This window comes from Sphaerospermopsis aphanizomenoides BCCUSP55, assembly GCF_001586785.1.
GTDB lineage: Bacteria > Cyanobacteriota > Cyanobacteriia > Cyanobacteriales > Nostocaceae > Sphaerospermopsis_A > Sphaerospermopsis_A aphanizomenoides_A.
On sequence record NZ_LUFH02000042.1, the window covers coordinates 1 to 23,362 of the forward strand.

Annotated in this window: 35 protein-coding genes; 7 read left to right on the forward strand and 28 right to left on the reverse strand. The window is 40.8% G+C overall.

Going from position 1 to position 23,362, the window contains the following annotated elements; all coding sequences use genetic code 11:
- Positions 1 to 72 precede the first annotated feature (72 nt).
- Positions 73 to 207 carry a hypothetical protein gene (locus tag A0J48_RS27425; RefSeq protein ID WP_267910302.1) on the forward strand — a complete coding sequence of 45 codons (135 nt, stop codon included), beginning with the start codon at positions 73 to 75 and terminating at the stop codon, positions 205 to 207.
- 131 nt (positions 208 to 338) lie between these two features.
- Here A0J48_RS27425 and A0J48_RS12360 read toward each other — a convergent pair whose 3' ends face one another.
- On the reverse strand, positions 339 to 1,202 hold the full coding sequence (locus tag A0J48_RS12360; RefSeq protein WP_200323458.1) for an isocitrate lyase/PEP mutase family protein: 864 nt from the start codon (positions 1,200 to 1,202) through the stop codon (positions 339 to 341).
- A gap of 52 nt (positions 1,203 to 1,254) precedes the next feature.
- Here A0J48_RS12360 and A0J48_RS12365 point away from each other — a divergent pair, with 52 nt between their 5' ends.
- Positions 1,255 to 1,983: an NlpC/P60 family protein gene (locus A0J48_RS12365; RefSeq protein WP_200323460.1), complete on the forward strand. Its 729-nt coding sequence runs from the start codon at positions 1,255 to 1,257 to the stop codon at positions 1,981 to 1,983.
- A 12-nt stretch (positions 1,984 to 1,995) separates the two neighbouring features.
- Here A0J48_RS12365 and A0J48_RS12370 read toward each other — a convergent pair whose 3' ends face one another.
- Positions 1,996 to 2,964, reverse strand: a complete 969-nt coding sequence (locus A0J48_RS12370; protein WP_200323461.1) for a DUF1152 domain-containing protein — start codon at positions 2,962 to 2,964, stop codon at positions 1,996 to 1,998.
- A 301-nt stretch (positions 2,965 to 3,265) separates the two neighbouring features.
- Here A0J48_RS12370 and A0J48_RS12375 point away from each other — a divergent pair, with 301 nt between their 5' ends.
- The 4 genes from A0J48_RS12375 (at position 3,266) to A0J48_RS12390 (ending at position 7,625) form a co-directional block, all read left to right on the forward strand.
- Positions 3,266 to 4,687, forward strand: a complete 1,422-nt coding sequence (locus A0J48_RS12375; RefSeq protein ID WP_200323462.1) for an aldehyde dehydrogenase family protein — start codon at positions 3,266 to 3,268, stop codon at positions 4,685 to 4,687.
- Positions 4,688 to 4,844: 157 nt separating this feature from the next.
- Entirely contained in the window at positions 4,845 to 5,291 is a 447-nt protein-coding gene (locus A0J48_RS12380; RefSeq protein ID WP_200323463.1) for a DUF3598 family protein, read from the forward strand.
- 39 nt (positions 5,292 to 5,330) lie between these two features.
- Positions 5,331 to 6,725 (forward strand): histidine--tRNA ligase, encoded by a 1,395-nt coding sequence (gene hisS, locus A0J48_RS12385; protein WP_200323464.1) that lies wholly within the window; start codon positions 5,331 to 5,333, stop codon positions 6,723 to 6,725.
- Between the two features lie 501 nt (positions 6,726 to 7,226).
- Entirely contained in the window at positions 7,227 to 7,625 is a 399-nt protein-coding gene (locus A0J48_RS12390) for a nuclear transport factor 2 family protein (protein WP_200323465.1), read from the forward strand.
- Here A0J48_RS12390 and A0J48_RS12395 read toward each other — a convergent pair.
- Positions 7,622 to 8,086: a hypothetical protein gene (locus A0J48_RS12395; RefSeq protein WP_200323466.1), complete on the reverse strand. Its 465-nt coding sequence runs from the start codon at positions 8,084 to 8,086 to the stop codon at positions 7,622 to 7,624. The two genes, A0J48_RS12390 and A0J48_RS12395, sit on opposite strands and share 4 nt — an antisense overlap.
- A gap of 280 nt (positions 8,087 to 8,366) precedes the next feature.
- On the opposite strand from A0J48_RS12395, the gene A0J48_RS12400 reads away from it, so the two are divergent.
- Complete coding sequence (locus A0J48_RS12400) at positions 8,367 to 8,510, forward strand: hypothetical protein (protein WP_200323468.1); 144 nt, start codon at positions 8,367 to 8,369, stop codon at positions 8,508 to 8,510.
- Positions 8,511 to 8,865: 355 nt separating this feature from the next.
- Here A0J48_RS12400 and prfA read toward each other — a convergent pair whose 3' ends face one another.
- The 25 genes from prfA to rpsC form a co-directional block, all read right to left on the reverse strand.
- The gene (gene prfA / locus A0J48_RS12405) at positions 8,866 to 9,960 is read right to left on the reverse strand and encodes a peptide chain release factor 1 (protein WP_200323470.1); all 1,095 of its coding nucleotides are present in this window, start codon (positions 9,958 to 9,960) and stop codon (positions 8,866 to 8,868) included.
- A gap of 97 nt (positions 9,961 to 10,057) precedes the next feature.
- On the reverse strand, positions 10,058 to 10,291 hold the full coding sequence (gene rpmE, locus A0J48_RS12410) for a 50S ribosomal protein L31 (RefSeq protein WP_200323471.1): 234 nt from the start codon (positions 10,289 to 10,291) through the stop codon (positions 10,058 to 10,060).
- A gap of 118 nt (positions 10,292 to 10,409) precedes the next feature.
- Positions 10,410 to 10,826: a 30S ribosomal protein S9 gene (rpsI, locus tag A0J48_RS12415; RefSeq protein WP_200323472.1), complete on the reverse strand. Its 417-nt coding sequence runs from the start codon at positions 10,824 to 10,826 to the stop codon at positions 10,410 to 10,412.
- Positions 10,826 to 11,281 (reverse strand): 50S ribosomal protein L13, encoded by a 456-nt coding sequence (rplM, locus tag A0J48_RS12420; RefSeq protein ID WP_200323473.1) that lies wholly within the window; start codon positions 11,279 to 11,281, stop codon positions 10,826 to 10,828. Before rplM ends, rpsI begins: the two co-directional genes overlap by 1 nt.
- Before the next feature lie 129 nt (positions 11,282 to 11,410).
- Positions 11,411 to 12,241: a tRNA pseudouridine(38-40) synthase TruA gene (gene truA / locus A0J48_RS12425; RefSeq protein ID WP_200323474.1), complete on the reverse strand. Its 831-nt coding sequence runs from the start codon at positions 12,239 to 12,241 to the stop codon at positions 11,411 to 11,413.
- Between the two features lie 107 nt (positions 12,242 to 12,348).
- Positions 12,349 to 12,699: a 50S ribosomal protein L17 gene (gene rplQ / locus A0J48_RS12430; protein ID WP_200323475.1), complete on the reverse strand. Its 351-nt coding sequence runs from the start codon at positions 12,697 to 12,699 to the stop codon at positions 12,349 to 12,351.
- A gap of 33 nt (positions 12,700 to 12,732) precedes the next feature.
- Complete coding sequence (locus A0J48_RS12435) at positions 12,733 to 13,677, reverse strand: DNA-directed RNA polymerase subunit alpha (protein ID WP_200323476.1); 945 nt, start codon at positions 13,675 to 13,677, stop codon at positions 12,733 to 12,735.
- A gap of 337 nt (positions 13,678 to 14,014) precedes the next feature.
- The gene (gene rpsK / locus A0J48_RS12440) at positions 14,015 to 14,410 is read right to left on the reverse strand and encodes a 30S ribosomal protein S11 (protein WP_096558115.1); all 396 of its coding nucleotides are present in this window, start codon (positions 14,408 to 14,410) and stop codon (positions 14,015 to 14,017) included.
- 54 nt (positions 14,411 to 14,464) lie between these two features.
- On the reverse strand, positions 14,465 to 14,845 hold the full coding sequence (rpsM, locus tag A0J48_RS12445; RefSeq protein ID WP_200323477.1) for a 30S ribosomal protein S13: 381 nt from the start codon (positions 14,843 to 14,845) through the stop codon (positions 14,465 to 14,467).
- A 110-nt stretch (positions 14,846 to 14,955) separates the two neighbouring features.
- A complete protein-coding gene (rpmJ, locus tag A0J48_RS12450) occupies positions 14,956 to 15,069 on the reverse strand; it encodes a 50S ribosomal protein L36 (protein ID WP_013191489.1) in 114 nt (37 codons plus the stop codon).
- A 116-nt stretch (positions 15,070 to 15,185) separates the two neighbouring features.
- Positions 15,186 to 15,410, reverse strand: a complete 225-nt coding sequence (gene infA, locus A0J48_RS12455) for a translation initiation factor IF-1 (protein WP_006276978.1) — start codon at positions 15,408 to 15,410, stop codon at positions 15,186 to 15,188.
- A gap of 217 nt (positions 15,411 to 15,627) precedes the next feature.
- Complete coding sequence (locus A0J48_RS12460; protein WP_200323479.1) at positions 15,628 to 16,182, reverse strand: adenylate kinase; 555 nt, start codon at positions 16,180 to 16,182, stop codon at positions 15,628 to 15,630.
- Positions 16,182 to 17,495, reverse strand: a complete 1,314-nt coding sequence (gene secY, locus A0J48_RS12465; RefSeq protein WP_200323481.1) for a preprotein translocase subunit SecY — start codon at positions 17,493 to 17,495, stop codon at positions 16,182 to 16,184. The genes A0J48_RS12460 and secY overlap by 1 nt, the downstream gene beginning before the upstream one ends.
- A 115-nt stretch (positions 17,496 to 17,610) precedes the next feature.
- On the reverse strand, positions 17,611 to 18,054 hold the full coding sequence (rplO, locus tag A0J48_RS12470) for a 50S ribosomal protein L15 (protein ID WP_200323483.1): 444 nt from the start codon (positions 18,052 to 18,054) through the stop codon (positions 17,611 to 17,613).
- Between the two features lie 53 nt (positions 18,055 to 18,107).
- Positions 18,108 to 18,632: a 30S ribosomal protein S5 gene (gene rpsE, locus A0J48_RS12475; protein ID WP_200323485.1), complete on the reverse strand. Its 525-nt coding sequence runs from the start codon at positions 18,630 to 18,632 to the stop codon at positions 18,108 to 18,110.
- Positions 18,633 to 18,730: 98 nt separating this feature from the next.
- Entirely contained in the window at positions 18,731 to 19,093 is a 363-nt protein-coding gene (rplR, locus tag A0J48_RS12480; RefSeq protein WP_200323487.1) for a 50S ribosomal protein L18, read from the reverse strand.
- Positions 19,094 to 19,095: 2 nt separating this feature from the next.
- Positions 19,096 to 19,644 carry a 50S ribosomal protein L6 gene (rplF, locus tag A0J48_RS12485; RefSeq protein WP_200323489.1) on the reverse strand — a complete coding sequence of 183 codons (549 nt, stop codon included), beginning with the start codon at positions 19,642 to 19,644 and terminating at the stop codon, positions 19,096 to 19,098.
- 97 nt (positions 19,645 to 19,741) lie between these two features.
- Entirely contained in the window at positions 19,742 to 20,143 is a 402-nt protein-coding gene (gene rpsH / locus A0J48_RS12490) for a 30S ribosomal protein S8 (protein WP_200323491.1), read from the reverse strand.
- Between the two features lie 20 nt (positions 20,144 to 20,163).
- On the reverse strand, positions 20,164 to 20,712 hold the full coding sequence (rplE, locus tag A0J48_RS12495; protein WP_200323493.1) for a 50S ribosomal protein L5: 549 nt from the start codon (positions 20,710 to 20,712) through the stop codon (positions 20,164 to 20,166).
- 124 nt (positions 20,713 to 20,836) lie between these two features.
- Complete coding sequence (gene rplX, locus A0J48_RS12500) at positions 20,837 to 21,184, reverse strand: 50S ribosomal protein L24 (RefSeq protein WP_234300880.1); 348 nt, start codon at positions 21,182 to 21,184, stop codon at positions 20,837 to 20,839.
- Positions 21,184 to 21,552, reverse strand: a complete 369-nt coding sequence (gene rplN / locus A0J48_RS12505) for a 50S ribosomal protein L14 (protein WP_200323495.1) — start codon at positions 21,550 to 21,552, stop codon at positions 21,184 to 21,186. Before rplN ends, rplX begins: the two co-directional genes overlap by 1 nt.
- Positions 21,553 to 21,597: 45 nt before the next feature.
- A complete protein-coding gene (gene rpsQ / locus A0J48_RS12510; protein ID WP_200323497.1) occupies positions 21,598 to 21,849 on the reverse strand; it encodes a 30S ribosomal protein S17 in 252 nt (83 codons plus the stop codon).
- Positions 21,850 to 21,855: 6 nt separating this feature from the next.
- On the reverse strand, positions 21,856 to 22,083 hold the full coding sequence (rpmC, locus tag A0J48_RS12515) for a 50S ribosomal protein L29 (RefSeq protein ID WP_200323499.1): 228 nt from the start codon (positions 22,081 to 22,083) through the stop codon (positions 21,856 to 21,858).
- A gap of 3 nt (positions 22,084 to 22,086) precedes the next feature.
- Entirely contained in the window at positions 22,087 to 22,512 is a 426-nt protein-coding gene (rplP, locus tag A0J48_RS12520; protein ID WP_200323501.1) for a 50S ribosomal protein L16, read from the reverse strand.
- A gap of 92 nt (positions 22,513 to 22,604) precedes the next feature.
- Positions 22,605 to 23,360 (reverse strand): 30S ribosomal protein S3, encoded by a 756-nt coding sequence (gene rpsC / locus A0J48_RS12525; protein WP_200323503.1) that lies wholly within the window; start codon positions 23,358 to 23,360, stop codon positions 22,605 to 22,607.
- Positions 23,361 to 23,362: the final 2 nt, after the last annotated feature.

Below are 23,362 nucleotides of genomic sequence, written 5' to 3' on the forward strand. Positions count from 1 at the left end.
ATTTCTAATTTTATATGTATAAAATTTGTACCCACAGAGCAAAGTTTATAATTGAGAAAGAGAGGATGTTTTATGTGTTTACGCTACAACGAAAATCATGCGCCATTGCTCAAAGTTGTTTACTCTCAAGTAAAAATTAATGGTAAAACTGAGCTAGTACCCTTAGAACTTTATGCTGATGGTTCGCTTAAACGTTACCAAGGGTAATTTGTAGCTACTGTTTGTTGTTTATTAGACATTTTGGACATAGTTTTAGGTTGAGTAAATTACCTCTATTAAGAGTTAATTATCCTACTTCCATCTACTATAACACTGACAAAGAAAAAACTGTAAGTAGTTTAACTCTGATACTGCTGTTCCATTTGCAGATATTGAGCAACACCCATGATTTCTTGAAAATCGTTGAAACTAACCAAACCTGGAAAATTAGCAGTAGTTCCCTGGGCTTTAAGGTGTTGAAAACAAGCACTCATTACCTCAGTTACAGCCATGAGTGCAGTTAGGGGAAAGAAGACAATTTTAAAACCCAAATTTTGTAATTCTGCTGGGGAAATTTGGGGAGTTTTTCCACCTTCAACAATATTAGCTACTAACGGTATATTGGGGAAAGCTGCGGCTATGGTTTGTAATTCTGTTACTGACTGTGGTGCTTCTACAAATAACATATCTGCACCAGCATTGATGTAAGCTTGACCACGTTCAATAGCTGCCTCTAAACCCAAAGGTGCGCGGGCATCAGTACGGGCTATAATAACCAAACCGCTATCACCACGGGCTTCTACAGCAGCACGTATTTTACCAGCGTGTTCAGCCATAGATATAACTCGTTTTCCCTCAAAATGACCGCATTTTTTTGGCCATTCTTGGTCTTCTAAAATGACTCCAGCTAACCCTAACTGTACCGCATCTTTAACAGTCCGCATTACATTCAGAGCGTTACCGTAACCTGTATCACAATCTGCAATTAAGGGTATACTTATTGATTGAGCAATACGTCCTACGCTATAGAGCATTTCCGTGGCGGTAAGAAAACCATAATCAGGTAAACCCAGGGTAGAAGCAGCAATACCAAAGCCACTGGTAGCAGCAACTTCAAATCCTGCCTTTTCTACCAGTTTTGCACTCAGACAGTCATAAACGCCGGGAATAACGATAATTTCAGGACGTGCGAGTAATTCCCGCAATTTTTGGGGAGCAGACATAACAACAATAATAAAGTTACTATTTTAAATAGTACCTAATGGAGCAATAAAAATGCTACTTCCAATAAAGCAACGCCGTTATTTACTTTATATTTGGAGTTTGTCTTGGTTCTTTTTGGTCGTCTTGCTTTTAGCTCCTGTTAGTTATGGGATTTTTCGTTTAGCTACAGTGTGTTTAATAGCCTGGATTGTAGTTGGAGCATTAGTTTTATTTTGGCATCATCAAATTATCAGGTTTATAAGTATTTGTATTTGTATTATTAGTATTGTAATTGCTATTTTACCAGGACATAAATTTGAACCAAATATTCTTAGAAAATATTACGTTCAAGAAATGAATAGTTTTATAGGAACTAAGTATATTTGGGGTGGTGAAAATAAAATTGGGATTGATTGCTCAGGTTTAGTGCGACAGGGATTAGTAGGTGCAAATTTAAAATATGGTTTGCTTTCTCTTAATTCTCAACTCATTAGAGAAGGCATTTCTATATGGTGGTTTGATGCTTCTGCTCAAGCTTTAGCAGAAGAATATCGAAATAAAACAAAAGTAGTTATGAAGGCTAATAGTATTAATGAATTAGACCATAGCAAAATTCAACCAGGAGATATTGCTGTTACTCAAGATGGTCAACATACATTAGGATATATAGGAAATAAAATTTGGATTGAAGCTGATCCTCAATATTTAAAAGTCATTAAAGTGAAAGTTCCCGAAAAGAATAATATGTGGTTTAATGTTCCTATTTATATAGTGCAGTGGCAACAATTTAATTTTAATTAATCTAAGTGAAATTTAAGGTAAAGGAGTTTTATCAGCGATTCTTCGAGGTCGGTTTTGCATAATTTTTAGCATTTCCTGAAGAACATCTGCTAGTGTTTCAGTTAAAAACAGTTGAGACAAAAACAAATGTTGTTCTACAATTGCGGATAATTCAAAAAACCAGTATATCGACATTAAGGGTGAAATCCATAATTTACTACCTTTAGTTCTTGATGTCAGGTGATAATCTCCAAAATGTCCTTGTACTGAGGAAATAATAGATGAGTTAATAATACTAGGTTCTTGATTTGGTTGACTCTGCACATATAACAAAGCTTTTTCATAGTCTTGATAACATTGCATTTGTTTCAGTAGGGAACAAGAACCCAAAAAACCACCTGAATTAGCTAAACTGGCTATATTTTCTAATATATGAAGGTGAGTAATATTTCGTTCTGCACCCATACCTAAGCATCCTATTAACCGCAAGGGAACTTGAGTTAGTTTGCTCACTGCTGCAATGGAAACAGCATCTTCTGTTACAGTTCCCATATCGGCTTCATCACCTCGCGCTAAACTATCAACTCCTCCATCAATCAATAAAATACCATCAATAGATAAGTGTTCAATTAGTTGGTTGTAGTTACTTACTAAAGGTAAAACACCAGTTTTTTTGAAACACCAAATTGTAGTTGCTGTGTTAAATTCTTTTTTTAACCACTGTGCTAAATAAAGTTCAGGAAAGTAGACAGGTAACTCTTCTGTCTCAGCAGTGATACCTGCCAATGTTTCCGTTAATAGTATTGTTTGTTGCAGATTGGCAGCTTTGGAAAAAACAATGTTAGAAAAACTAAGATTAGCAAGATGCACTTTTAGCCCTAAGCGTTGCAACTCAAAGTAAATGGGTAAACCACAGAAAATATCAAAGCCTCCTCCCATTCCAGCAATGAGTAAGTTTTGGCAACTGGAGAGTTTGTTAAGAATAGGTAAATTTAAGTGCATAGGTATTGCTAAACCTCTAGAAAAAATTGATCATTGATCTATGTCAATATTTTTGTGCATTAGTATGACTGCTGATATAGGCTGTATATGTTGTATCAAGGCTTGAAAATTTATGACTATCTATGCCCAAATGTACTACTAGTCAAACTTTTACATAAATAATATTATGCGAAAAGGCAACATAGGCTACAAACATTTCATACAAATTCAAAAACAAATATAAGCATAAACCATTCCACGCCTCACCAAATAAGAGATAATTTGAAAATTTCTATTCCTTGTTCCCTATTCCCTGTTCCCAATGACAAAACCAATAGAAGTTCGTAACCCCCGCACAGGTAAATTTGATTATGTCATTATCCCTCCTCCTCCAAAGTTGCTGTCTCAGCAATGTCACCGTTTACGGAGAGGACAAATTCATTGGCAGGAAATAGGTATTGAAGGTAGAATTGAGGCACTCAAACAGTGGAAGCAAGCTATATTATCTGAACGTAAACAGCTAACAGATGCGTTAGTAAATGATACAGGCAGATTATCAGCATCAATATTAGAAATAGATTCTTTTTTAAATAGTATTGATAAATGGTGTAATTTAGCCCCTCAGTTACTACAAGAAACTGCTAAAAATACATCTATTCCCTTTATTGCTTTACAACAAACTGCTGTTCCTTACCCCTTAGTCGCTGTTATTAGTCCTTGGAACTTTCCCCTGTTATTGTCTACAATTGATACGATTCCGGCTTTATTAGCTGGTTGTGCTGTGATTGTTAAACCCAGTGAAATCACTCCTCGGTTTGTTGCACCTTTGATGATGACATTGAATACTATTCCTCAATTACGGGATGTCTTAAATTTCGTTGAGGGAGCAGGACAAACAGGAGCAAGTTTAATAGAAGAAGTTGATATAGTATGCTTTACAGGTAGTGTAGAAACTGGGCGTGTAGTTGCAGAAACAGCAGCCAAAAACTTTATTCCTGCTTTTTTAGAATTGGGTGGAAAAGACCCAGCTATTGTTTTAGAATCAGCGGATTTAGATTTAGCAACTTCAGCCATTTTATGGGGTGCTGTTTTTAATTCTGGACAATCATGTTTATCAATTGAGCGAATTTATGTAGCTGAATCTATATTTTCTGAATTTTATCATCAATTAGTAGCTAAAGCCCATCGTTTACAACTAGCTTATCCTACAGTTGAAAGTGGAGAAATAGGCCCTATTATTTCTGAAAATCAAGCGGCAATTATTAACGAACATCTGCAAGATGCAATATCAAAAGGTGCAGTAATTCATTGTGGTGGTAAGGTGGAAAAATTAGGTGGTGGTTGGTGGTGTCGGCCTACAGTTCTCACCGAAATTGACAATTCTATGAAAGTGATGACGGAAGAAACATTTGGACCAATTATGCCAATTATGCCTTTTTCTACAGTAGAAGAAGCAATAGATTTAGCAAATGATTCTATTTATGGATTGAGTGCGGCTATATTTGCAGAATCAGCAGAACTAGCGTTTGAAATTGGGATGCAATTAGATGTAGGTGCTATTAGTATTAATGATGCAGGTTTAACGGCTATGATGCATGAAGGAGAGAAAAACTCTTTTAAATTTTCTGGTTTAGGAGGTTCGCGCATGGGTGCCGCAGGGTTGAAACGCTTTTTGCGGAAAAAAGCTTTTTTGATTAAAACTAATTCTACTAAAGATCCTTGGTGGTTTAATGATGGAGAATAGGAAAGGTGACAGTTCAGGAATGGACAATTGACAATTACCTCTCCTTACCTGGAAGTGAGAGGATGGGGAAATAGAAAATTTTTCTTTTTTTCCGAGAAAGAAGAGGTTTTCAACCTGGAATGAAACAATTATCAATTATCAATTTACGCAACCAATTATGTCTAACATTCGTTTAGAAATGCCTGTTTTAGACCGTCACGCAGGTGATTGGGTGGGAAATTATACCTTAATTGATATTAATGGTAAAATTCTCGATCAACATCAATCTCATTTAAGTTGCCAATTTCCTGAAAATACTGAATATTCTTACTATCAAATCAATCGTTATACTTGGGCTGATGGTAAACAAGAAGAACATCATTTTCCAGGAACTTATCAAGATAAAAAACTCTGGTTTGATACTGAACGCATTCAAGGTAAAGCCTGGGAAGTAGATGATGCAACAGTTATTTTTTGGTTTGGTTATAAACAGTTCCCAGATATGTATTTGTATGAAATGATTCAAATTAGTCCTGATAATAACTATCGCGCTCGCACTTGGCACTGGTTTAAAAATGATAAAATTCACCAACGCACTTTCATTCAGGAAGAAAGGGTACAATAGTAATTCTGTGATTAAGTTCCAACTTGACAAATTATAGACATGGCAAAAAGCGACAAAATAAATTTTTCAACTCCTAGCGGGTTTCCCGAATTTCTGCCTAGTGAAAAGCGTCTAGAAGTACATTTATTAGATATTATCCGGCGTGTATTTGAAAGCTATGGCTTTACACCAATTGAAACCCCAGCAGTAGAACGGTTAGAAGTTTTGCAAGCGAAGGGAAATCAAGGCGATAATATAATATATGGTATTGACCCGATTTTACCACCAAATCGCCAAGCAGAAAAGGACAAATCTGGGGAAACTGGTTCGGAAGCTAGGGCTTTAAAATTTGATCAAACTGTTCCTTTTGCAGCTTATATTGCTCGTCACTTAAATGAGTTAACTTTTCCTTTTGCTCGCTATCAAATGGATATGGTATTTCGGGGAGAACGGGCAAAAGACGGACGTTTTCGGCAATTTAGGCAATGTGATATTGATGTAGTGGCTCGTGGTAAACTGAGCTTATTATATGATGCCCAAATGCCAGCAATTATCACTGAAATATTTGAGGCAATTAATATCGGTGATTTTGTCATTCGCATCAATAACCGCAAAATTCTGACAGGTTTCTTTCAGTCTGTGGGAGTTGCTGAAACTCAAATTAAAACTTGTATTGGCATTATTGATAATTTGGAAAAAGTTGGTGAATCAAAAGTTAAGCAAGAGTTAGAAAAAGCAGGTATATCTTCTGAACAAACAGAGAAGATAATTGAGTTTATTAAAATTGATGGTAGTGTTGAAGATGTTTTGGATAAACTTAAACATTTAATGCAAAGTTTTACAGAATCAGAGCAATTTAATTTGGGAGTTAGTGAATTAGAAACCGTAATTACAGGAGTAAGAAATTTAGGAGTTGCAGACAACCGTTTCTGTATTGATTTATCTATTGCCCGTGGTTTAAATTATTATACTGGCACAGTTTATGAAACTACTTTAATTGGACATGAAGCCTTGGGTAGTATCTGTTCTGGTGGCAGGTATGAAGAATTAGTGGGAATGTTTTTAGGGGAAAAAATGCCGGGAGTGGGCATTTCTATTGGTTTAACGCGGTTAATTAGTCGCTTGTTGAAAGCTGGTATTTTAAATACTTTATCTGCAACACCAGCACAGGTAATGGTGGTGAATATGCAGGAAGATTTAATGCCTGTTTATTTAAAGGTATCACAGCAATTAAGACAAGCCGGAATTAATGTGGTGACTAATTTTGAAAAACGTCCTTTGGGTAAACAATTTCAAGCAGCAGATAAACAAGGAATTCAATTTTGTGTAATTATTGGTGCGGATGAAGCCACAGCGCAAAAATCATCATTAAAAGATTTGAAATCAGGTGAACAAATAGAAGTGGCTTTGGTAGATTTAGCAGAGGAAGTCAAAAAAAGATTGTTGAGTAGGTGACAGGTGACAGGTGACAGTAAGAAATCTGTGACGTTAATGTAGTAGCTGTAAGCTATTTTTGGTATGCGGGGTGAGACACCTGATGGGGATCACACTGCACCCGATATTACCAGGATCAGAAATATAATCTTTAAAATTGATTCCTTTGGCTAGGTATCAATTAATTAGGGCGATCGCACAACTACAACGGAACTGCGATCGCTTCTTTTATTGTGTCAACAACTTATTCTACTGCCATACAAGCCTTTTGCCAGCGTTGTTCCCAGTCGCCGTTAATGATAATGTAATGTCGATGGCGTGATTCTAATGCTTGAATATCAACATACAGCACTTAGCAGTGTTATGAGGTACAGAGATGAATTATAAAACTCTTGTGGTGCGGGTATCCTGACCGCTAACTGTGTACCTCATATCTTCGGAAACGGCTGTATGATAAAACCTAGACAGTAAAAGCCTTTTAACTGGAGTTACCTGTCAATTTATAACCAACAAGTAGATTAGATGCAAACAGAATCAGAAAAAACTTTAAAAATTGCTCAACAAGCATTTGAGTATTTTATAAATGGTCTAGAAACTGGTGATTGGCAAAGTTTTCTAGATATGCTCACAGACGATTTTACCTTTTGGTTTCCGATGGGAAAATTTCATGGATTAAATACAGGAAAAGAAAGAGCAAAAGATTTTTTTGAATACGTTTCCGAAGCTTTTAACCCGGGAATTAAGCTAACTTCTTTAGATAGCATTACCAGCAACGAAAAAACTGTTATCTTTGAATTTCGAGATGAAGGCAGTCTATTTGGACAACCTTACAAAAATCGTGTTGCAGTGGCTTTTGACGTGAGCGGTGATAAAATTTGCAGCTATCGGGAATACTTTGGCAGTGATGGTAAATCTTATTAGTTTTTTTCAGCATCTAATTCATTAATTTCTCGACATTTCACCTCAGCCGATTGATAGGCTGCTAAATATTCCTGCCCACCTAACATTAAATCACCATAATATTCATAAGGTACTTCACCATAAATTGGTAAAGGATCATCTTCTGGGTAATCTTCTTTTGATTCTTCAATGATGGCTTTCAGCTTTTTGACAGTCAAACTTTGAGCCGGAAAGTACCAAAGTTCTTGAGCAGTTTTCTGAAAATGGGGAAATGTTGGATCAATAATCACATCTTCTAACTCAATCCAAGCGTGTTCAATTGGTTTATATGGCTTACCAGCAAAAACTAAAAAACCTTGAACATATCTTGCACCTTCAGTTGCTAATACTGCCTTATAAGCATTTTCAAAAGGCTGTTTAGCCTTACTTTTGATATTTTCGGCAACTTGCTGAGATAGGGATTCATTTAATGATTTATTCATGGGTACAATTTGCCTCAGATTATTTTTATAGTGCTAGTAATTTTGGCTCTCCTAGACTAGATATGACCATTTAACACTTAATACTTGGTTAAATTCATTATGTATCAAGAGATTCAATAAAATCAAAATCAATTTTTATTAAATCTATTGGTTTGATTGATGTAATCCTTGTGTAATAAGGTTTTTAGCCGTCATTTTTTATTAAATTACCATAACCACTCTAGGAGAGCCGTAATTTTTTATCCCACCTTCCGCACCCTAAACTGTCACACAACGAAAAATGGTCGTTTGGCGATTTGAGATTGGCGATCGCCACCTAAGATTTCAACGATTTTGTATCAAAATTATTATCAAAGGTATTCAAAAATCCGAAATTACCGATTGTGACACTGGGGGGTGCGGAATGTCGGTTTTATCGAAATAATCGGGTATAAATCCTCATTACAAAAACGGACTCAAGCCTACTGCCTCATGTCCCCTGCCTTCGTTAAATCATCTCTTAATTTCTGTACTTGTAAACATATTTTTAGTAATTTATTACATATAGCTGTGGACAGGGTAGTTAGGACATCAATTGATAATGAAACTCCCACGACCAGAGGGTTTTACTCCTGAATTCTGACTCCTGCTATATATATAGCTGTAGCTAGGATGATGTTTCACTCTTGCCTCTTGCCTTCTGCTATAGCAGTCATAAATGATAGGTGAAAAGCAAAATCCCCGACTTTTATAATTAGTCAGGGATTTGAGAGTTGATATGTTTACAAATCAAATTAATATTAGTTGGTGGAGGCAGCTAATTCTGCCAAACGCTCTTGCTGATCTTGAGAAATACAAGATTGAACCAAGGTTTCTAAATCGCCTTCCAAAACAGGATTAAGGGTAAAGTTTTGACCTAAGCGGTGGTCAGTAACTCGGCTATCTTTATAATTGTAGGTGCGAATTTTTTCAGAACGAGAACCTGTACCGACTTGCGATCGCCTCATCGAAGTTACAGCCTCTTGTTGTTCGCGTAACTTCATTTCATAGAGTTTAGCTCGCAAAATTTGCATAGCCCGTTCTTTGTTTTGTAACTGGCTACGTTCTTCTGTACAAAAAATTCTGATTCCTGTGGGTTTGTGGTACAAATCAGCAGCAGTTTCTACCTTGTTGACGTTTTGCCCACCAGCACCACCAGAACGGGCAGTAGTCATTTCAATATCTTTCGGGTCAATATGAATTTCTACATCATCCACTTCTGGCATAATGGCGATAGTAGCGGTAGAAGTATGTACCCTGCCTCCAGCTTCCGTAGCTGGAACGCGCTGCACACGATGTACTCCTGCTTCAAACTTTAGCTTACTGTAAACGCTATCACCTTGAATTTCCAGAATTACCTCTTTGAAGCCGCCCATCTCACCTAAAGACTCGCTGACTAGCTTCACTCTCCAACCCTGGGTATCAGCATAGCGAGAATACATTCGCAGCAAATCTCCAGCCCAAATACTCGCTTCATCGCCACCAGTACCAGCACGAATTTCCAACATGATGTTTTTATCATCATTGGGGTCACGAGGTAGTAGCAATACTTTCAAGCGACCTTCTAAATATTCCAGCTTTTCTTCTAGTTCATTGACTTCCAAAGCTGCCATTTCTTGCAACTCTGGATCACCATTCGCTTCTTTAAGTACCTGACGCGCCCCGGCTAATTCTTCTTGAGCAGTTTTCCAAGTTTCGTAGGTATTAACTACCTCTTCCAAAGACGAACGAGACTTAGCAATTTTTTGATACTCATCAGGGTTTTTAGCAGTATCCGGGTCAGCCAGACGACGAGTCAATTCATGAAAAGTTTGTTCAACAGATTTCAGTTTCTCCAGCAGGTATGTTTCAGCCATGAGTGCAAATCCTTAAAATAACAAGTTGGCTCGAGCATAAAATGACAAGCGACCCCACATCAATGCAGGGTCGTCGTTAACAGCTACAGCCAACCAGCTACTTTTTATTTTTGCCGCCTTGCTCGTTGGACATACCATATTTGCGGAGGAAACGCTCAACTCGACCCTCAGCATCAATAATTTTCTGAGTACCAGTGTAATAGGGGTGGTTTCCAGACCAAACATCTACGTGCAGTTCGGGTTTAGTAGAACCCACAGTCATCACAACTTGACCGTTGCAGTAGACTTTTGCTTCTGGATACCACTGGGGATGAATATCAGATTTAGCCATTGTTCCTTTTGTGGTGAATCTATATCAATTATAACTTTTAGCCGTGTCAGGCTCGTATAACTTCAGATTTTAGAATTTTGGAGCAATCCAAAATCCAAAATCTAAAATCCAAAATTGATTACCGTTTGGAGTATTGAGGTGCTTTGCGAGCTTTGTGTAAACCGTATTTTTTCCTTTCTTTAGCTCGTGGATCACGAGTTAAATAACCTTCAATTTTCAAAGGTGAACGGTTATCAGGATCTAACTGACACAAAGCGCGAGCAACACCCAAGCGAATTGAATCTGCTTGTCCTGTCAAACCGCCACCTTCAGCTTTGACCAAAATATCATATTCGCTTTCTAGTCCCAAAGTTTCTAAAGGCGCTTTGATAGCTCCGAGGTAATTAGCATTGAATTGGAAGTATAATTCTCCATCTTTGCCATTAACTACAAATTTACCTTCGCCAGGAACTAGCCTTACCCGTGCTACTGCTGATTTCCGGCGGCCAGTACCCCAATAAACGGCGCGGCCGCTATTAGTTTCTACTGCTTGCATTAGTTTTCTCCAGGAATTGTATTAATGATCAGTTCTTTGGGTTTTTGAGCTTCGTGGGGATGAGTAGGCCCAGCGTAAACTTTCAATTTGGTAAATAATTGTTTACCTAAGCTGTTCTTGGGCAGCATACCTTTAACAGCGTGTTCTAAAATCCTTTCTGGTAGGCGCTGTTGCAATTTAGCAAAGGTTTCTGTTTTCATTCCGCCAGGACGGCCAGAATGACGACGGTAAACTTTTTGGGTACGTTTTTTGCCTGTAACTGCTACTTTTTCTGCGTTAATAACAACAACGAAATCACCTGTGTCTAAGTGAGGTGTGTATTCAGCTTTTCTTTTACCTCTCAAAACCATAGCAATTTCACTGGCCAGGCGGCCTAGACGTTTATCGGTGGCATCTACTACGTACCACTCACGCTCAAGGGATGCTTGAGGAGGAAGGTAAGTTTTACTACTCATTTTTATTTGTCCTATGTCAGTTGTCAGTTGTCAGTGGAAGAAGGCAAAAGGCAAGAGGCAAGAGGCAAGAGGCAAGAATTTTTTAATTGATGTTTTTCCTATTCCTTATTCCCTGTTCCCTATTCCCTGTCACCAATGACTAAACATTAAATATGGTTGGGTGTCGTACCAAATTTCTTTGGCAAAAGGAAAATCTGGATACTCTACTCGTAACAAGCATAAGCCTTGGGGTGGTGCGGCATATTTCACTTTTTCCCGACGTTCTTGGGTCCAGATTTCAGTGAAATGATCGAGTGTCATTTGTCCAGATCCAACCTGTACCAGCATCCCTACCAAAAGCCGCACCATCCCATACAAAAATCCATCTGCCTGAATTTCAATATGGATAAATGGATTATTACGATGACACTCGGCTGCTTGTACTTCTACCCAGGAATGCGATCGCGCTGATCCTGCACGATGAAAAGCAGCTAAATGATGTTTTCCCAGCAGAGGCGTTAACGCTGCTTGCATGAGATTTTCATCCAAGGGAGCATAATAATAATGCCAACTGAAGGGAGTCACGAACAAGTTCGGTAGAGCTTCAGTGTATATTGTGTAGCGATAGCGTCGAGAAACTGCACTAAAGCGAGCGTGCCAACGTTCATCTACACCTGCTGAAGCTCTGATTAATATATCTGGGGGTAGATAGCTGTTCAGAACTGTTGCCCATTTGTGCGCGGGAATAAAACCTGTGGCATCAAAATGGGCTACTTGAGCAGCCGCATGAACTCCAGCGTCGGTTCGCCCTGCACCGTGGAGTGTAACATGATACCCCAGAACAGTAGCTATAGCTGTTTCTATCTCTTCTTGAACAGTTCGCTGGCGTGATTGCCTTTGCCAGCCATGAAAATGAGTTCCCCGGTACTGAATGACCAAGGCTACTCGGTATGTTGGTATAGGCTGGCGGCTTTCTAACATACTGGTTTTGTCAGAGGCAAGAGGCAAGAGACAAGAGGCAAGAGTTGTTTAATTTTTAATTTATTTTTCCCCTATTCCCTGTTCCCTATTCCCTATTCCCTATGACTTTAAACTAATTCAATAATCGCCATTTCCGCATTATCACCGCGACGAGGTACGGTATGGAGAATGCGAGTATAACCCCCTTGACGGTTAGCATACCGCGTGGGAGCTTGCTCAAATAGAGCATGAACTAAGGCTTTGTCGTAGATATAACCTAATGCTGTTCGACGTGATGCTAAGGAGCCGTTTTTAGCCAAGGTAATCATTTTGTCCACTTCACTGCGTACAACTTTAGCACGGATGAGAGTGGTAGTAATTCGACCATGACGGATTAGCTCGGTGGTTAGCGATCGCAACAGAGCGCGGCGCTGGTCAGCTGGTTTACTGAGTTTTTTAACTCGACAACGGTGACGCATAATAATGGACTATGAATTATGAACGATTGTGGTTTAGGATGGAGCAGAACCTCTTTCTTGCGGTAGGGTAATACCTAAACGCCGCTGTAAAGCTTCCACTACTTCTTCCGCTGACTTTTGACCAAAGTTTTTGATTTCTAAGAGGTCTTCTTGGGTGTAATCCAACAAATCTGCTACGGAGTTAACCTGCGCTCGTTTGAGACAGTTGTAAGCTCGGACAGAAAGTTGCAATTCTTCGATGGGAATTTGAGCAGTGGGATCGTCAGGAATATCTGAACCTGTATCTGTTGGTTCCAGGGAGATATCTTTCAACGGATTGAATAAATCTACCAAAATCCCAGCCGCTGATGATAGTGCTTCTTGGGGGGAAATACTACCATTAGTCCACACTTCTAATAGCAGTCTATCTTTAAGAGATCCATCACCACGGGCTTCTTCAACGCTATAGTTGACTTTTCGCACTGGCATAAACACGGAGTCTATTTGCAAAAAGTCTAAGGATGTTGCTTCTTCCCTTCCCCTTTCTACAGTGCGATACCCTTTACCTCTTTCAATCCGAAATTCCATTTCCAGTTTGCCACCATCTGCTATGGTAGCTACATACTGGGTTGGGTCGATGACTTCTACTTCACTGGGCAAATCAAAATGCGCCGCAGTGACAGTTACCGGTCCGTTCACAAGTAACCGACCAATCTGAGGTTGAGAGGAATAGTTTTTGAGGATAACTTCCTTCATTCGCATGAGGATTTCCAGTACATCCTCTCTCACGCCTGGAACTGTGGCAAACTCATGAGTAACTCCAGCAATACGCACTGCTGTAACTGCTGTACCCTCTAAATTAGAAAGTAAAACTCGCCGCAGCGCGTTACCTACTGTTGTTCCTTGACCGCGTTCTAAAGGTTCGAGAACAAATTTACTGTAATGACTCCGACTTTCCTCAGTATTAGACTCTACACATTCAATTTGAAACTGCGCCACGGAGTAGCCTCCCTTGTTAAGGTGCTGCTAGTAGGCAAATAATTTGCCTCTCGAATTTACTTTATTGCCTGATCTGTTGTTAAGGTTGATCAAACTGCCAAGATTTGTTTGGTAAAGTTTAGATGCCACACTTCAGCCTACAGACACTGATCATATTGGGAATTTTCCAAAGTTTAGCAGCCCTCCCTATGGGAAGAGCTGACTTGCTTCTTCATCACGCCAGGGTTCTTAAGTTGACCAACTACTGCAAAATTTGCGGCTTTGTATGCCCTCAATTATGTTGCAGGTGTTTTTCTTTAGCTTTAACCTTCTGTCTTTATCGCTCAACAGGTTTTGTCTAAACGCGACGACGCTTGGGCGGACGGCAACCGTTATGAGGAATGGGAGTTATATCCCGAATCAGGGTAATTTCCAGTCCTGCTCCTTGCAGAGCGCGAATAGCAGTTTCTCTTCCTGCACCAGGTCCGCTGACCATGACTTCTATCTGGCGCATTCCTTGATCAATTGCTCTACGGGCTGCACTTTCCGCAGCTGTTTGAGCTGCAAAGGGTGTCCCTTTTTTTGCGCCTTTAAATCCGCTAGAACCTGCACTAGCCCAAGATATCACATCGCCATTTTGATCGGTGATGGTGACAATGCTATTGTTGAAAGTAGACTGGATATAGGCCATCCCGTTGGGTACGTTCCGCTTTTGCTTTTTGCTCCCGGTTTTTTTTGTTGGTTGTCTTGCCATATTTGTTTAGTGAATTTCAGGTAAAAACTGCTTACATTAGCAAGCAAAAAAACATTATTTGCCAGGGGCTTTCTTCTTACCAGCCACTGTCTGTCTTCTCCCACGTCGGGTTCTGGCATTAGTGCGGGTTCTTTGTCCTCTGACGGGTAAGCCCATGCGATGACGACGGCCTCGATAACAACCAATATCAACTAGGCGCTTGATGTTCATCGCCTCTAAACGGCGCAAGTCACCTTCGACTTGATAGTTGCTTTCAATTTCTGCCCTCAAGGCAGCTACATCAGCATCACTTAAGTCTTTCACGCGGGTGTCTGGGTTCACACCTGTAGCCGCTAAGATTTCTTGCGACCTTGATAAACCAATTCCATAAATGTAAGTCAGACCAATCTCGACGCGCTTATCGCGGGGAAGGTCTACTCCCGAAATCCGTGCCACAATGAATCTCTCCCTCTTTTGTTCGTACTTGCCTTTGCCAAGACGTGATTAGTCGCGTCCTTGAGTTAGGCTTGTGAATTTGTCTGGACTAAGCTCTGGTAGTTAGAGTTTTATCCTTGGCGTTGCTTGTGCTTGGGGTTTTCACAAATTACCATGACGCGACCACGACGTTTGATCACGTTGCATTTTTCACAAATTTTCTTGACTGAAGCTCTAACTTTCATGCCTTTTTTATTTGACTCCAAATGGTAAATTATAGCATTTCTAGAGAAAATAATTCAGTTAATTAAACGGGGAATCCCCAAAAAATCTGCTTTATGGTAGGATTTTGGACATAGATTTATTTCTTCCGTAATCTGTATGTGATTCTGCCTTTTGTCAGGTCGTATGGAGTTAGCTCCACTTTGACGCGATCGCCAGGTAAAATTTTGATGTAATTACGGCGAATCTTGCCGGAAATGTGTGCTAAAACGTTAAAACCATTGTCCAAATCAACACGAAACATTGCATTGGGCAATGATTCGGTGACAGTTCCTTCCATTTCAATCAAGTCTTGTTTAGACAAGTTTTTTCCTCAACTCAACAACTTTCTGTTTTCTTGCCAGAGATACATTTGGTGCGAAAACACAATTTGCGAAATATATCAACAGTCTATTAATATATCTTAGCTAAAATTGATTTTAACCCTTTGCCAACAAAGGTGAGCAAAGCAGAAAGAGATGCTGAGTTTTGATGTTAACTATCTATTTTCTCTGTCTCTTGCCTCTTTACTCCTCCTTGCACTAAGCAGCTATGACATTTTTTAATGCAGTAGTGACTTCTTCTGGGGACTGATTACCGTCAACTGTCAAGAGTTTTTGGCGATCGCTGTAATAATTGATCAAGGGAGCAGTTTCCTCACGGTAAACTTCTAAACGACGACGAATCACCTCTTCGCTATCGTCTTTGCGTCCTCGTCCCAATAAGCGAGTGATGACAATTTGATCTGGTGCATCCAAATTGACAGCCCTTTCGCCGCCCTGTCCAGTTTCTGCCAACAATTCCTCCAAAAAAGATGCTTGGGACACTTTTCGGGGAAAGCCATCTAAAATCCAACCATTTTTAGTATCTGGTTGATTAAGACGCTCCTTTACCAAATCCTCTACAAGCTGGTCAGGAACTAACTCGCCTTTGTCCATATAGCTTTGTGCTTTGATGCCCAAAGGCGTTTGCTCCGTGATCGCTTGCCGTAAAATGTCACCAGTCGAAATATGGGGAATATTCAAAAAATCAGCCAAAACTTTGGACTGAGTTCCTTTACCAGCACCCGGTGGTCCCAAGAAGATTAATCGCGTCACTATTGTTTCACCATTCCTTCATAGCGTTGAGAGATAACGTAAGTTTGAATTTGCCTTGCGGTATCAATCGCCACACCAACTAAAATTAATAACGAGGTAGCACCTAAGCCTTTAAAAGTGGGGACATTTAAGGTACTTTCTATCGCTGTAGGGATAATTGCTACTAAACCTAAGAAAAGTGAGCCTAAAAAAGTCAGTCGGTTGCTAACACGCTCAATGTACTCGCTAGTAGCTTTACCAGGGCGAATACCAGGAATACTAGAACCCATTTTCTTCAAGTTTTGCGCCACATCTACTGGGTTGAGAATCAAAGAAGAATAGAAGTAGCTGAAGAAAATGATGCTTACCATGTATACCAGTGCGTATACCCAAGAGCCAGAACCGCTAGGACTCAGGTAAGTGTTAACTATATTTGCCAAGTCAGTATTTTTAGTGAAGTTGGCAATTAGCAGTGGCAAACTGAGGATAGCCGCAGCAAAAATAATCGGCATCACACCACCTTGATTCAAACGTAAAGGCAAAAAGCTACGTTGTTCTGCTAATACCCTACGTCCTACTTGGCGACGAGCGGAAATAATCGGGATGCGGCGCATTCCTTCCTGTACAAACACGATCCCCACAATTGTCATGAGGAAAACTAGTAACAGGACAATCACACGACCAACAACTTCTCTGCCACCAACTTGTACCAAATCAATGGTATTGCCTAAAGATTTTGGTAGAGATGCCACAATGTTGACAAAAATCAACAAAGATGCACCATTACCAATACCACGCTCTGTAATTAGTTCTGAAGCCCACATTACGAACATAGAACCAGCGGTAAGAGCGATCGCTGTTTCTGCTACGAACACAGGTCCAGGATTCAAGGCAAACTGTTGGAGGAATAAGGACGAAAAAGCCACACTTTGAATAATTGCCCAACCCAAAGACACATAGCGGGTAATCTGAGAAATCTTCCGCCGACCTGCTTCACCCTCGTTTTTCTGTAAATTTTCTAAAGAGGGAATGGCAGCAGTGAGCAATTGGATGATAATGGACGCATTGATGAATGGCAAAATCCCCAGGGCGAATACACCCAAAGTAGAAAGTCCTCGTCCAGAAAATATATCCAATAAACCGAATATGGAATTATTTCCCGATATAGCCTCAGCAAATCTTTCCCGGTTAATTCCTGGTACTGGCAAAAAGATACCCAGGCGAACCAAAATTAAAATACCGACCGTGACAAGCAGCCTACCTCTCAGTCCAGCTGCTTGCGCCATCTGCATAAAAGTTTCTTGAGCCGTTGGAGCTTTGTCTCGACTGATCATAGAGTTCTACCTTTGAAGTATGAAGTCTCAATTGAGAAGAATATGAAGTCTGAAGTTGGAAATTAGAAGTATTAAGCTTTTCATCTTTTATTCTTCATCCCTCATCCTTCATTCTTCATAGAACTTCGCAACTCCCACCAGCCGCTTCAATTTTGCTACGAGCTTGTCCAGTGAAAGCTGCGGCTTGCACTTTGAGAGGAACATTTAATTCCCCATTACCCAAAATTTTCAACGGACCTTTAACAGCAGTAAGAATACCTGCTTCTTTTAAAGAGGCTATAGTTACTTCTGTGTTAGCAGGTAGGGAGGCTAACTTCTCTACATTAATCGTAGTGTAATTTTTACGATTAACGAGAGGAAAACCCTTCAACTTAGGTATTCGACGGTACAATGGTTGCTGACCACCTTCAAACCCAGGTCGAGTACCGCTACCAGAACGGGATTTTTGTCCTCGCATCCCTAAACCAGCACTAGCGCCTTGACCAGCAGAAATACCTCTACCTACACGGCGACGGCGTTTTTTCGAGCCTTTTTGAGGCTTAACATCGTTTAGTCTCATGATGTGATTAGTAGTTTTTTACACTAATTCCTAGAAACTATGACATCTAAAATTTAGATGTAGAGTTTCTCGACCGCAATACCTCGGTCTTCAGCTACTTCAGCAAATGTACGTAGTGTAGACAGAGCATTAACTGCGGCTCTGGCGTTATTCAAAGGATTGTTAGAGCCGAGTTGCTTGGCGAGAACATTACGAACTCCTGCCAACTCTAATACAGTGCGGACTGCACCACCAGCAATTACCCCTGTACCAGGTGCAGCTGGTCGCATAATCACCTTCGCACCACCACCAATGCCATCAATGGGGTGAGGTATGGAATTGGATTTGGTAATTGGAATGTCAATCAGGTGTTTTTTACCATCGGCAACACCTTTTTTCACAGCACCAATTACATCAGAGGCTTTACCTACTCCTACACCAACTTGACCGCGTTCGTTACCAACGACCACAATTGCCCGGAAGCTCAGTTTTTTACCACCCTTAACCACTTTACTAACACGACGGATTTGGATTACCCGCTCTTGCCAGTTGGTTTCTTCTTTTTTTGCTCGGTTTGCTTTACGACGACCCGTTGCCATAATTTATGTTCTCTCAACGTCAGTTGTCAGTTGTCAGTTGTTAGTTGTCAGTTCCTAGTCATCACTGTTAACTGATTCCTGTTCCCTGACAGATGACTTTAGAAATCTAAACCAGCCTCGCGTGCTGCTTCAGCTAGTGCTTTGATGCGTCCATGATAGAGGTTGCCACCACGATCAAAAACGACTTTGGTGATCCCTTTTTCTAAGGAACGCACTGCTATCAACTTACCAACTTGCGCTGATGCCTCACAGTTAGCCCCAGAAGCCAAGTTAGATTTTAAGTCTGGTTCTACGGTCGATGCTGCCACAAGGGTTTGATGTTTGGTATCATCAATAATCTGAGCATAAATATGCTCATTGGAACGGAACACAGCTAGGCGTGGACGTTCTGAAGAACCACTGACTTTGCCGCGCACGCGCCGATGGCGACGCTGTTTTGATTCTCTACGAGTAAGTTTCATATTTACTTCTTACCTTTACCTCCAGTCTTACCAGCTTTCCGTCTGACCACTTCACCGGCATAGCGAATACCTTTACCTTTGTAGGGTTCTGGTGGACGAACGGCACGAATTTTAGCTGCTGTGTTCCCTACAATTTCCTTGTCATAACCACTGACTATGACATTAGTAGTACCTTCCACTGCAAACTGAATTCCTTCTGGCGGTTCAATTTGTACTTGATGGCTATAACCCATATTCAAAACTAGGTTACGGCCTTGAACTTGAGCGCGATAACCAACCCCTTGAATTTCCAAACGACGTTGAAAACCCTGGGAAACTCCTTCCACCATGTTGGCCACTAAGGTGCGGCTCAAACCATGCATTTGCCTGGAAGTGCGAGTATCATCACGACGGGTGACAAGTAGTGTTTCCCCTTCTTGGGAAACTATGACTTGAGCAGGTAAGTTGCGAGAAAGTTCTCCTTTTGGTCCTTTCACTACTACCTTAGTGCCGTCAATTGCTACTTGTACCTTAGCAGGAACAGTAATTGGACGTTTACCAATACGAGACATGACTTAATTTTGTCCTTTGTCCTTTGTCAGTTGTCAGTTGTCAGTTGTCAGTTGTCAGTTGTCAGTTTTAGGTTGAACTGACGTTGACTATTGACGACTACCAAACGTAGCAAAGCACTTCACCACCCAAATTCTGACGACGCGCTTCGCGGTCAGTCATAATTCCACTGGATGTAGAAATAATGGCAATACCGATGCCACCTAGCACTCTTGGTAATTCTTTGCGATTGGAGTAAACACGCAAACCTGGTTTACTCACCCGTTTCAATGCGGTGATCAGGGGCTGACGATTTTTACCCTTGTATTTCAAGGAAATCACCAGATTTTGTTTGATCCCTTCTCCTGTTTCGGAAAATTCAGCAATAAAGCCTTCGTCCTGTAGGACTTTGGCAATATTGCGAGTCATTTTTGTTGCTGGCACTTGTGTAGTTTGATGCCTTGCCATATTAGCATTGCGGATGCGCGTCAGCATATCTGCAATTGTGTCGTTAGCCGCCATCGTTCCCTCTTTAGATGAACTTATTGATCGCGAAAGGGCATTCCCATTTCTTTTAGTAAGGCGCGACCCTCTTCGTCATTTTTTGCTGTGGTGATAATGGAAATATCAAGACCACGTATTTGATCTATGCTGTCGTACTCGACTTCTGGAAAAATTAGCTGTTCTCGTACACCCAGAGTGTAGTTACCGCGTCCATCAAAGCTTTTGGGGCTAACGCCGCGAAAGTCACGAATTCTGGGCAGTGCTAGGCTAACTAGTCGGTCGAGGAAAGCATACATCCGTTCGCCTCTCAATGTCACCATGATGCCAACAGGCATACCTTGACGAATTTTGAAACCAGCGATCGCCTTTTTTGCCCTTGTCACCACTGGTTTTTGACCTGTGATCAGTGCAATTTCGTTTAAAGATGCTTCTAATGCTTTAGCATTAGAAGCAGCTTCTCCCAAACCCCTGTTAACAGTAATTTTCACCAATTTTGGCACTTGATGAACGTTGGTGTACTGAAACTGTTGGGTCAGTTTGGGGACAATTGTCTCTTGGTATAAATTTTTGAGTCTGGTTGTCGCCATAGTTTTTTGTCTTGATGATCCCTGGTCTTGGTCAGGGAATTTGCGATTTTGGATTTTAGATTTTGGATTTTGAATTAAAAATATCTAAATCTATTCAAATCTAAAATCTCACCCTGTTCACAGGTTATTTGTCTAAAATTTCACCTGTTTTTTTCAGCATTCTCACTTTCTTACCTTCGGCGGTGAAAGTGTAGCAAACGCGACTGGCGACATTTTGCTTCGTGGAATACAGCATCACGTTAGAGCTATGTATGGGATATTCTTGGGTAACAATCCGCCCTGATTCCCCTTCTTGCTGAGGTTTAACGTGCTTAGTTTTAATATTCACACCTTTGATAAGGACTTTACTCAGTTGAGGTAGAGCTTTAATCACTTCACCAACTTTACCCTTATCTTTACCCGCAATTACTTGTACAGTATCGCCAGTTTTGACGTGCATTTTATGAAAAACTTTGGGTTGTGGCTTTGCCATTACAGCACCTCCGGAGCGAGAGAAACTATTTTGGTAAAGTTCTTATCGCGTAATTCCCGTGCTACAGGTCCGAACACCCGTGTGCCTCTAGGATTACCATCTTTGTTGATAATAACTGCGGCGTTATCATCAAATCTAATGCTCATGCCACTGTCTCTGTTAATACTCTTTTTAGTACGAACAATTACAGCTTCCACAACATCAGACTTTTTTACAGCCATGTTGGGTTGAGCGTCTTTAACAACAGCGATGATTTTATCGCCTACACCGCCATAACGACGGTTGCCTGCACCTAATACACGGATGCACATTAATTTACGCGCTCCGCTATTATCGGCAACATTTAGGTAGGTTTGGGGTTGAATCACAATTAGTCTCCCGTTGAGAGTTGTTAATTTGATAACAACTATTGATTATGTTGTAGCTTTAGCGTTAAGGATTTCTGTGACTTGCCAACGCTTAGTTTTACTCAGGGGTCGAGTTTCCTGAATCCGCACACGATCGCCAACTTTGCAGTTATTTTCTTCATCGTGAGCTTTATAGCGCCGGGTTTGAACTACAATTTTGCCGTACTTGGGGTGAGGAGAACGGTTTTCTACAGCCACTACGACTGTTTTTTGCATTTTATCGCTCACTACCAAGCCAACTCGTTCTTTGACTGCCATAATCTCCTACTTTTCTTCCTTAGTCGATTGACTTGCTACCCGTTTGCGTTCTCCCTCTACAGTTAATAATTGGGCAAGACGATGACGGGCGTGTCTGAACAGGTGTGGTTTTTCTAGTTGTCTAGTAGCTTTTTGCAAGCGTAGCTGAAATAGTTGTCTTTTAACAGCAACAATTTCTTCAGCCAGTTTCTCGTCACTTAATTCTCTAGCTTCTGAAATCTTGGGAAGAGCCATAATCTACTCCTGCTCCTGTGGTTGAGAGCGGACAATAAACTTAGTTTTAATTGGCAGCTTGTAAGCAGCTAATCGCATGGCTTCACGGGCTATCTCTTCAGAAACACCAGCGATTTCAAACAAAATCCGTCCTGGCTTAACTACAGCTACCCAAAATTCTGGATTACCTTTACCAGAACCCATCCGGGTTTCTGCAGGACGCATGGTGACAGGCTTATCAGGGAAAATGCGAATCCAGATTTTACCGCCCCGGCGGATATAACGAGTCATAGCCCGACGAGAAGCCTCTATTTGTCGGGAAGTGATCCAAGCGGGTTCTTGAGCTTGGAGAGCAAAATCCCCAAAGTTGAGGGTACTGCCACGATGGGCTAAACCCTCCATTCGTCCGCGTTGTTGTTTGCGGAATTTAGTTCTTCTAGGACTTAACATGACTTACTAATTGGTAACTGGTAATTGGTAATTGGTAATTGGTAATTGGTAATGAGTTTTTTATTTCCTATTACCTAATTACCCATGACCTATTACCCTTCATTTGAGCGATCTTCAAATTGCTGGCGACGGCGTTGTTGTTGACGACGACGGGGTTCTCGTTCACGGGTTGCTGGTTGGGATGGAGTTTCTTCTTGTCCAGGGATAATTTCTCCCTTGAATACCCAAACTTTGATGCCCAGAATGCCGTAAATAGTCTGTGCTGTGCAGTAAGAGTAGTCAATATCAGCCCGTAATGTGTGTAGGGGTACTCTGCCTTCACGAGTCCACTCTGTCCGGGCAATTTCTGCACCGTTGAGCCGACCACTGACTTGAACTTTGATTCCTTGTACACCCGCTCGTTGAGCGCGTTGAATAGCTTGACGAACTACTCGACGGAAGGAAACCCGGCGTTCTAATTGTTGAGCAATGTATTCAGCAATCAAGTAAGCATCTGCATCAACTCGTTGCACTTCAACTACGTTAATACGGATTTGGCGGTTGCTGCCCAACAGTTCTTGTAGTCCGGTACGTAGTGATTCTATTCCTTGTCCACCACGACCTACCACCACACCTGGTCTAGCTGTTCTTACTTCTAGATCGATTTGGTCAGCTTTACGCTCAATACGTACTTCGGAAATACCAGCGTTGTTTTGAGCGTATCTACCCAGTTTTTGATCTATGTATTTACGAAGTTTGTGGTCTTCTTGTAGTAATTCTGGATAGCGATCAGGAACGGCAAACCAACGGGCTTGATGTTCTTGAGTAATACCCAGACGAAAACCGACTGGATGAATTTTCTGTCCCACAA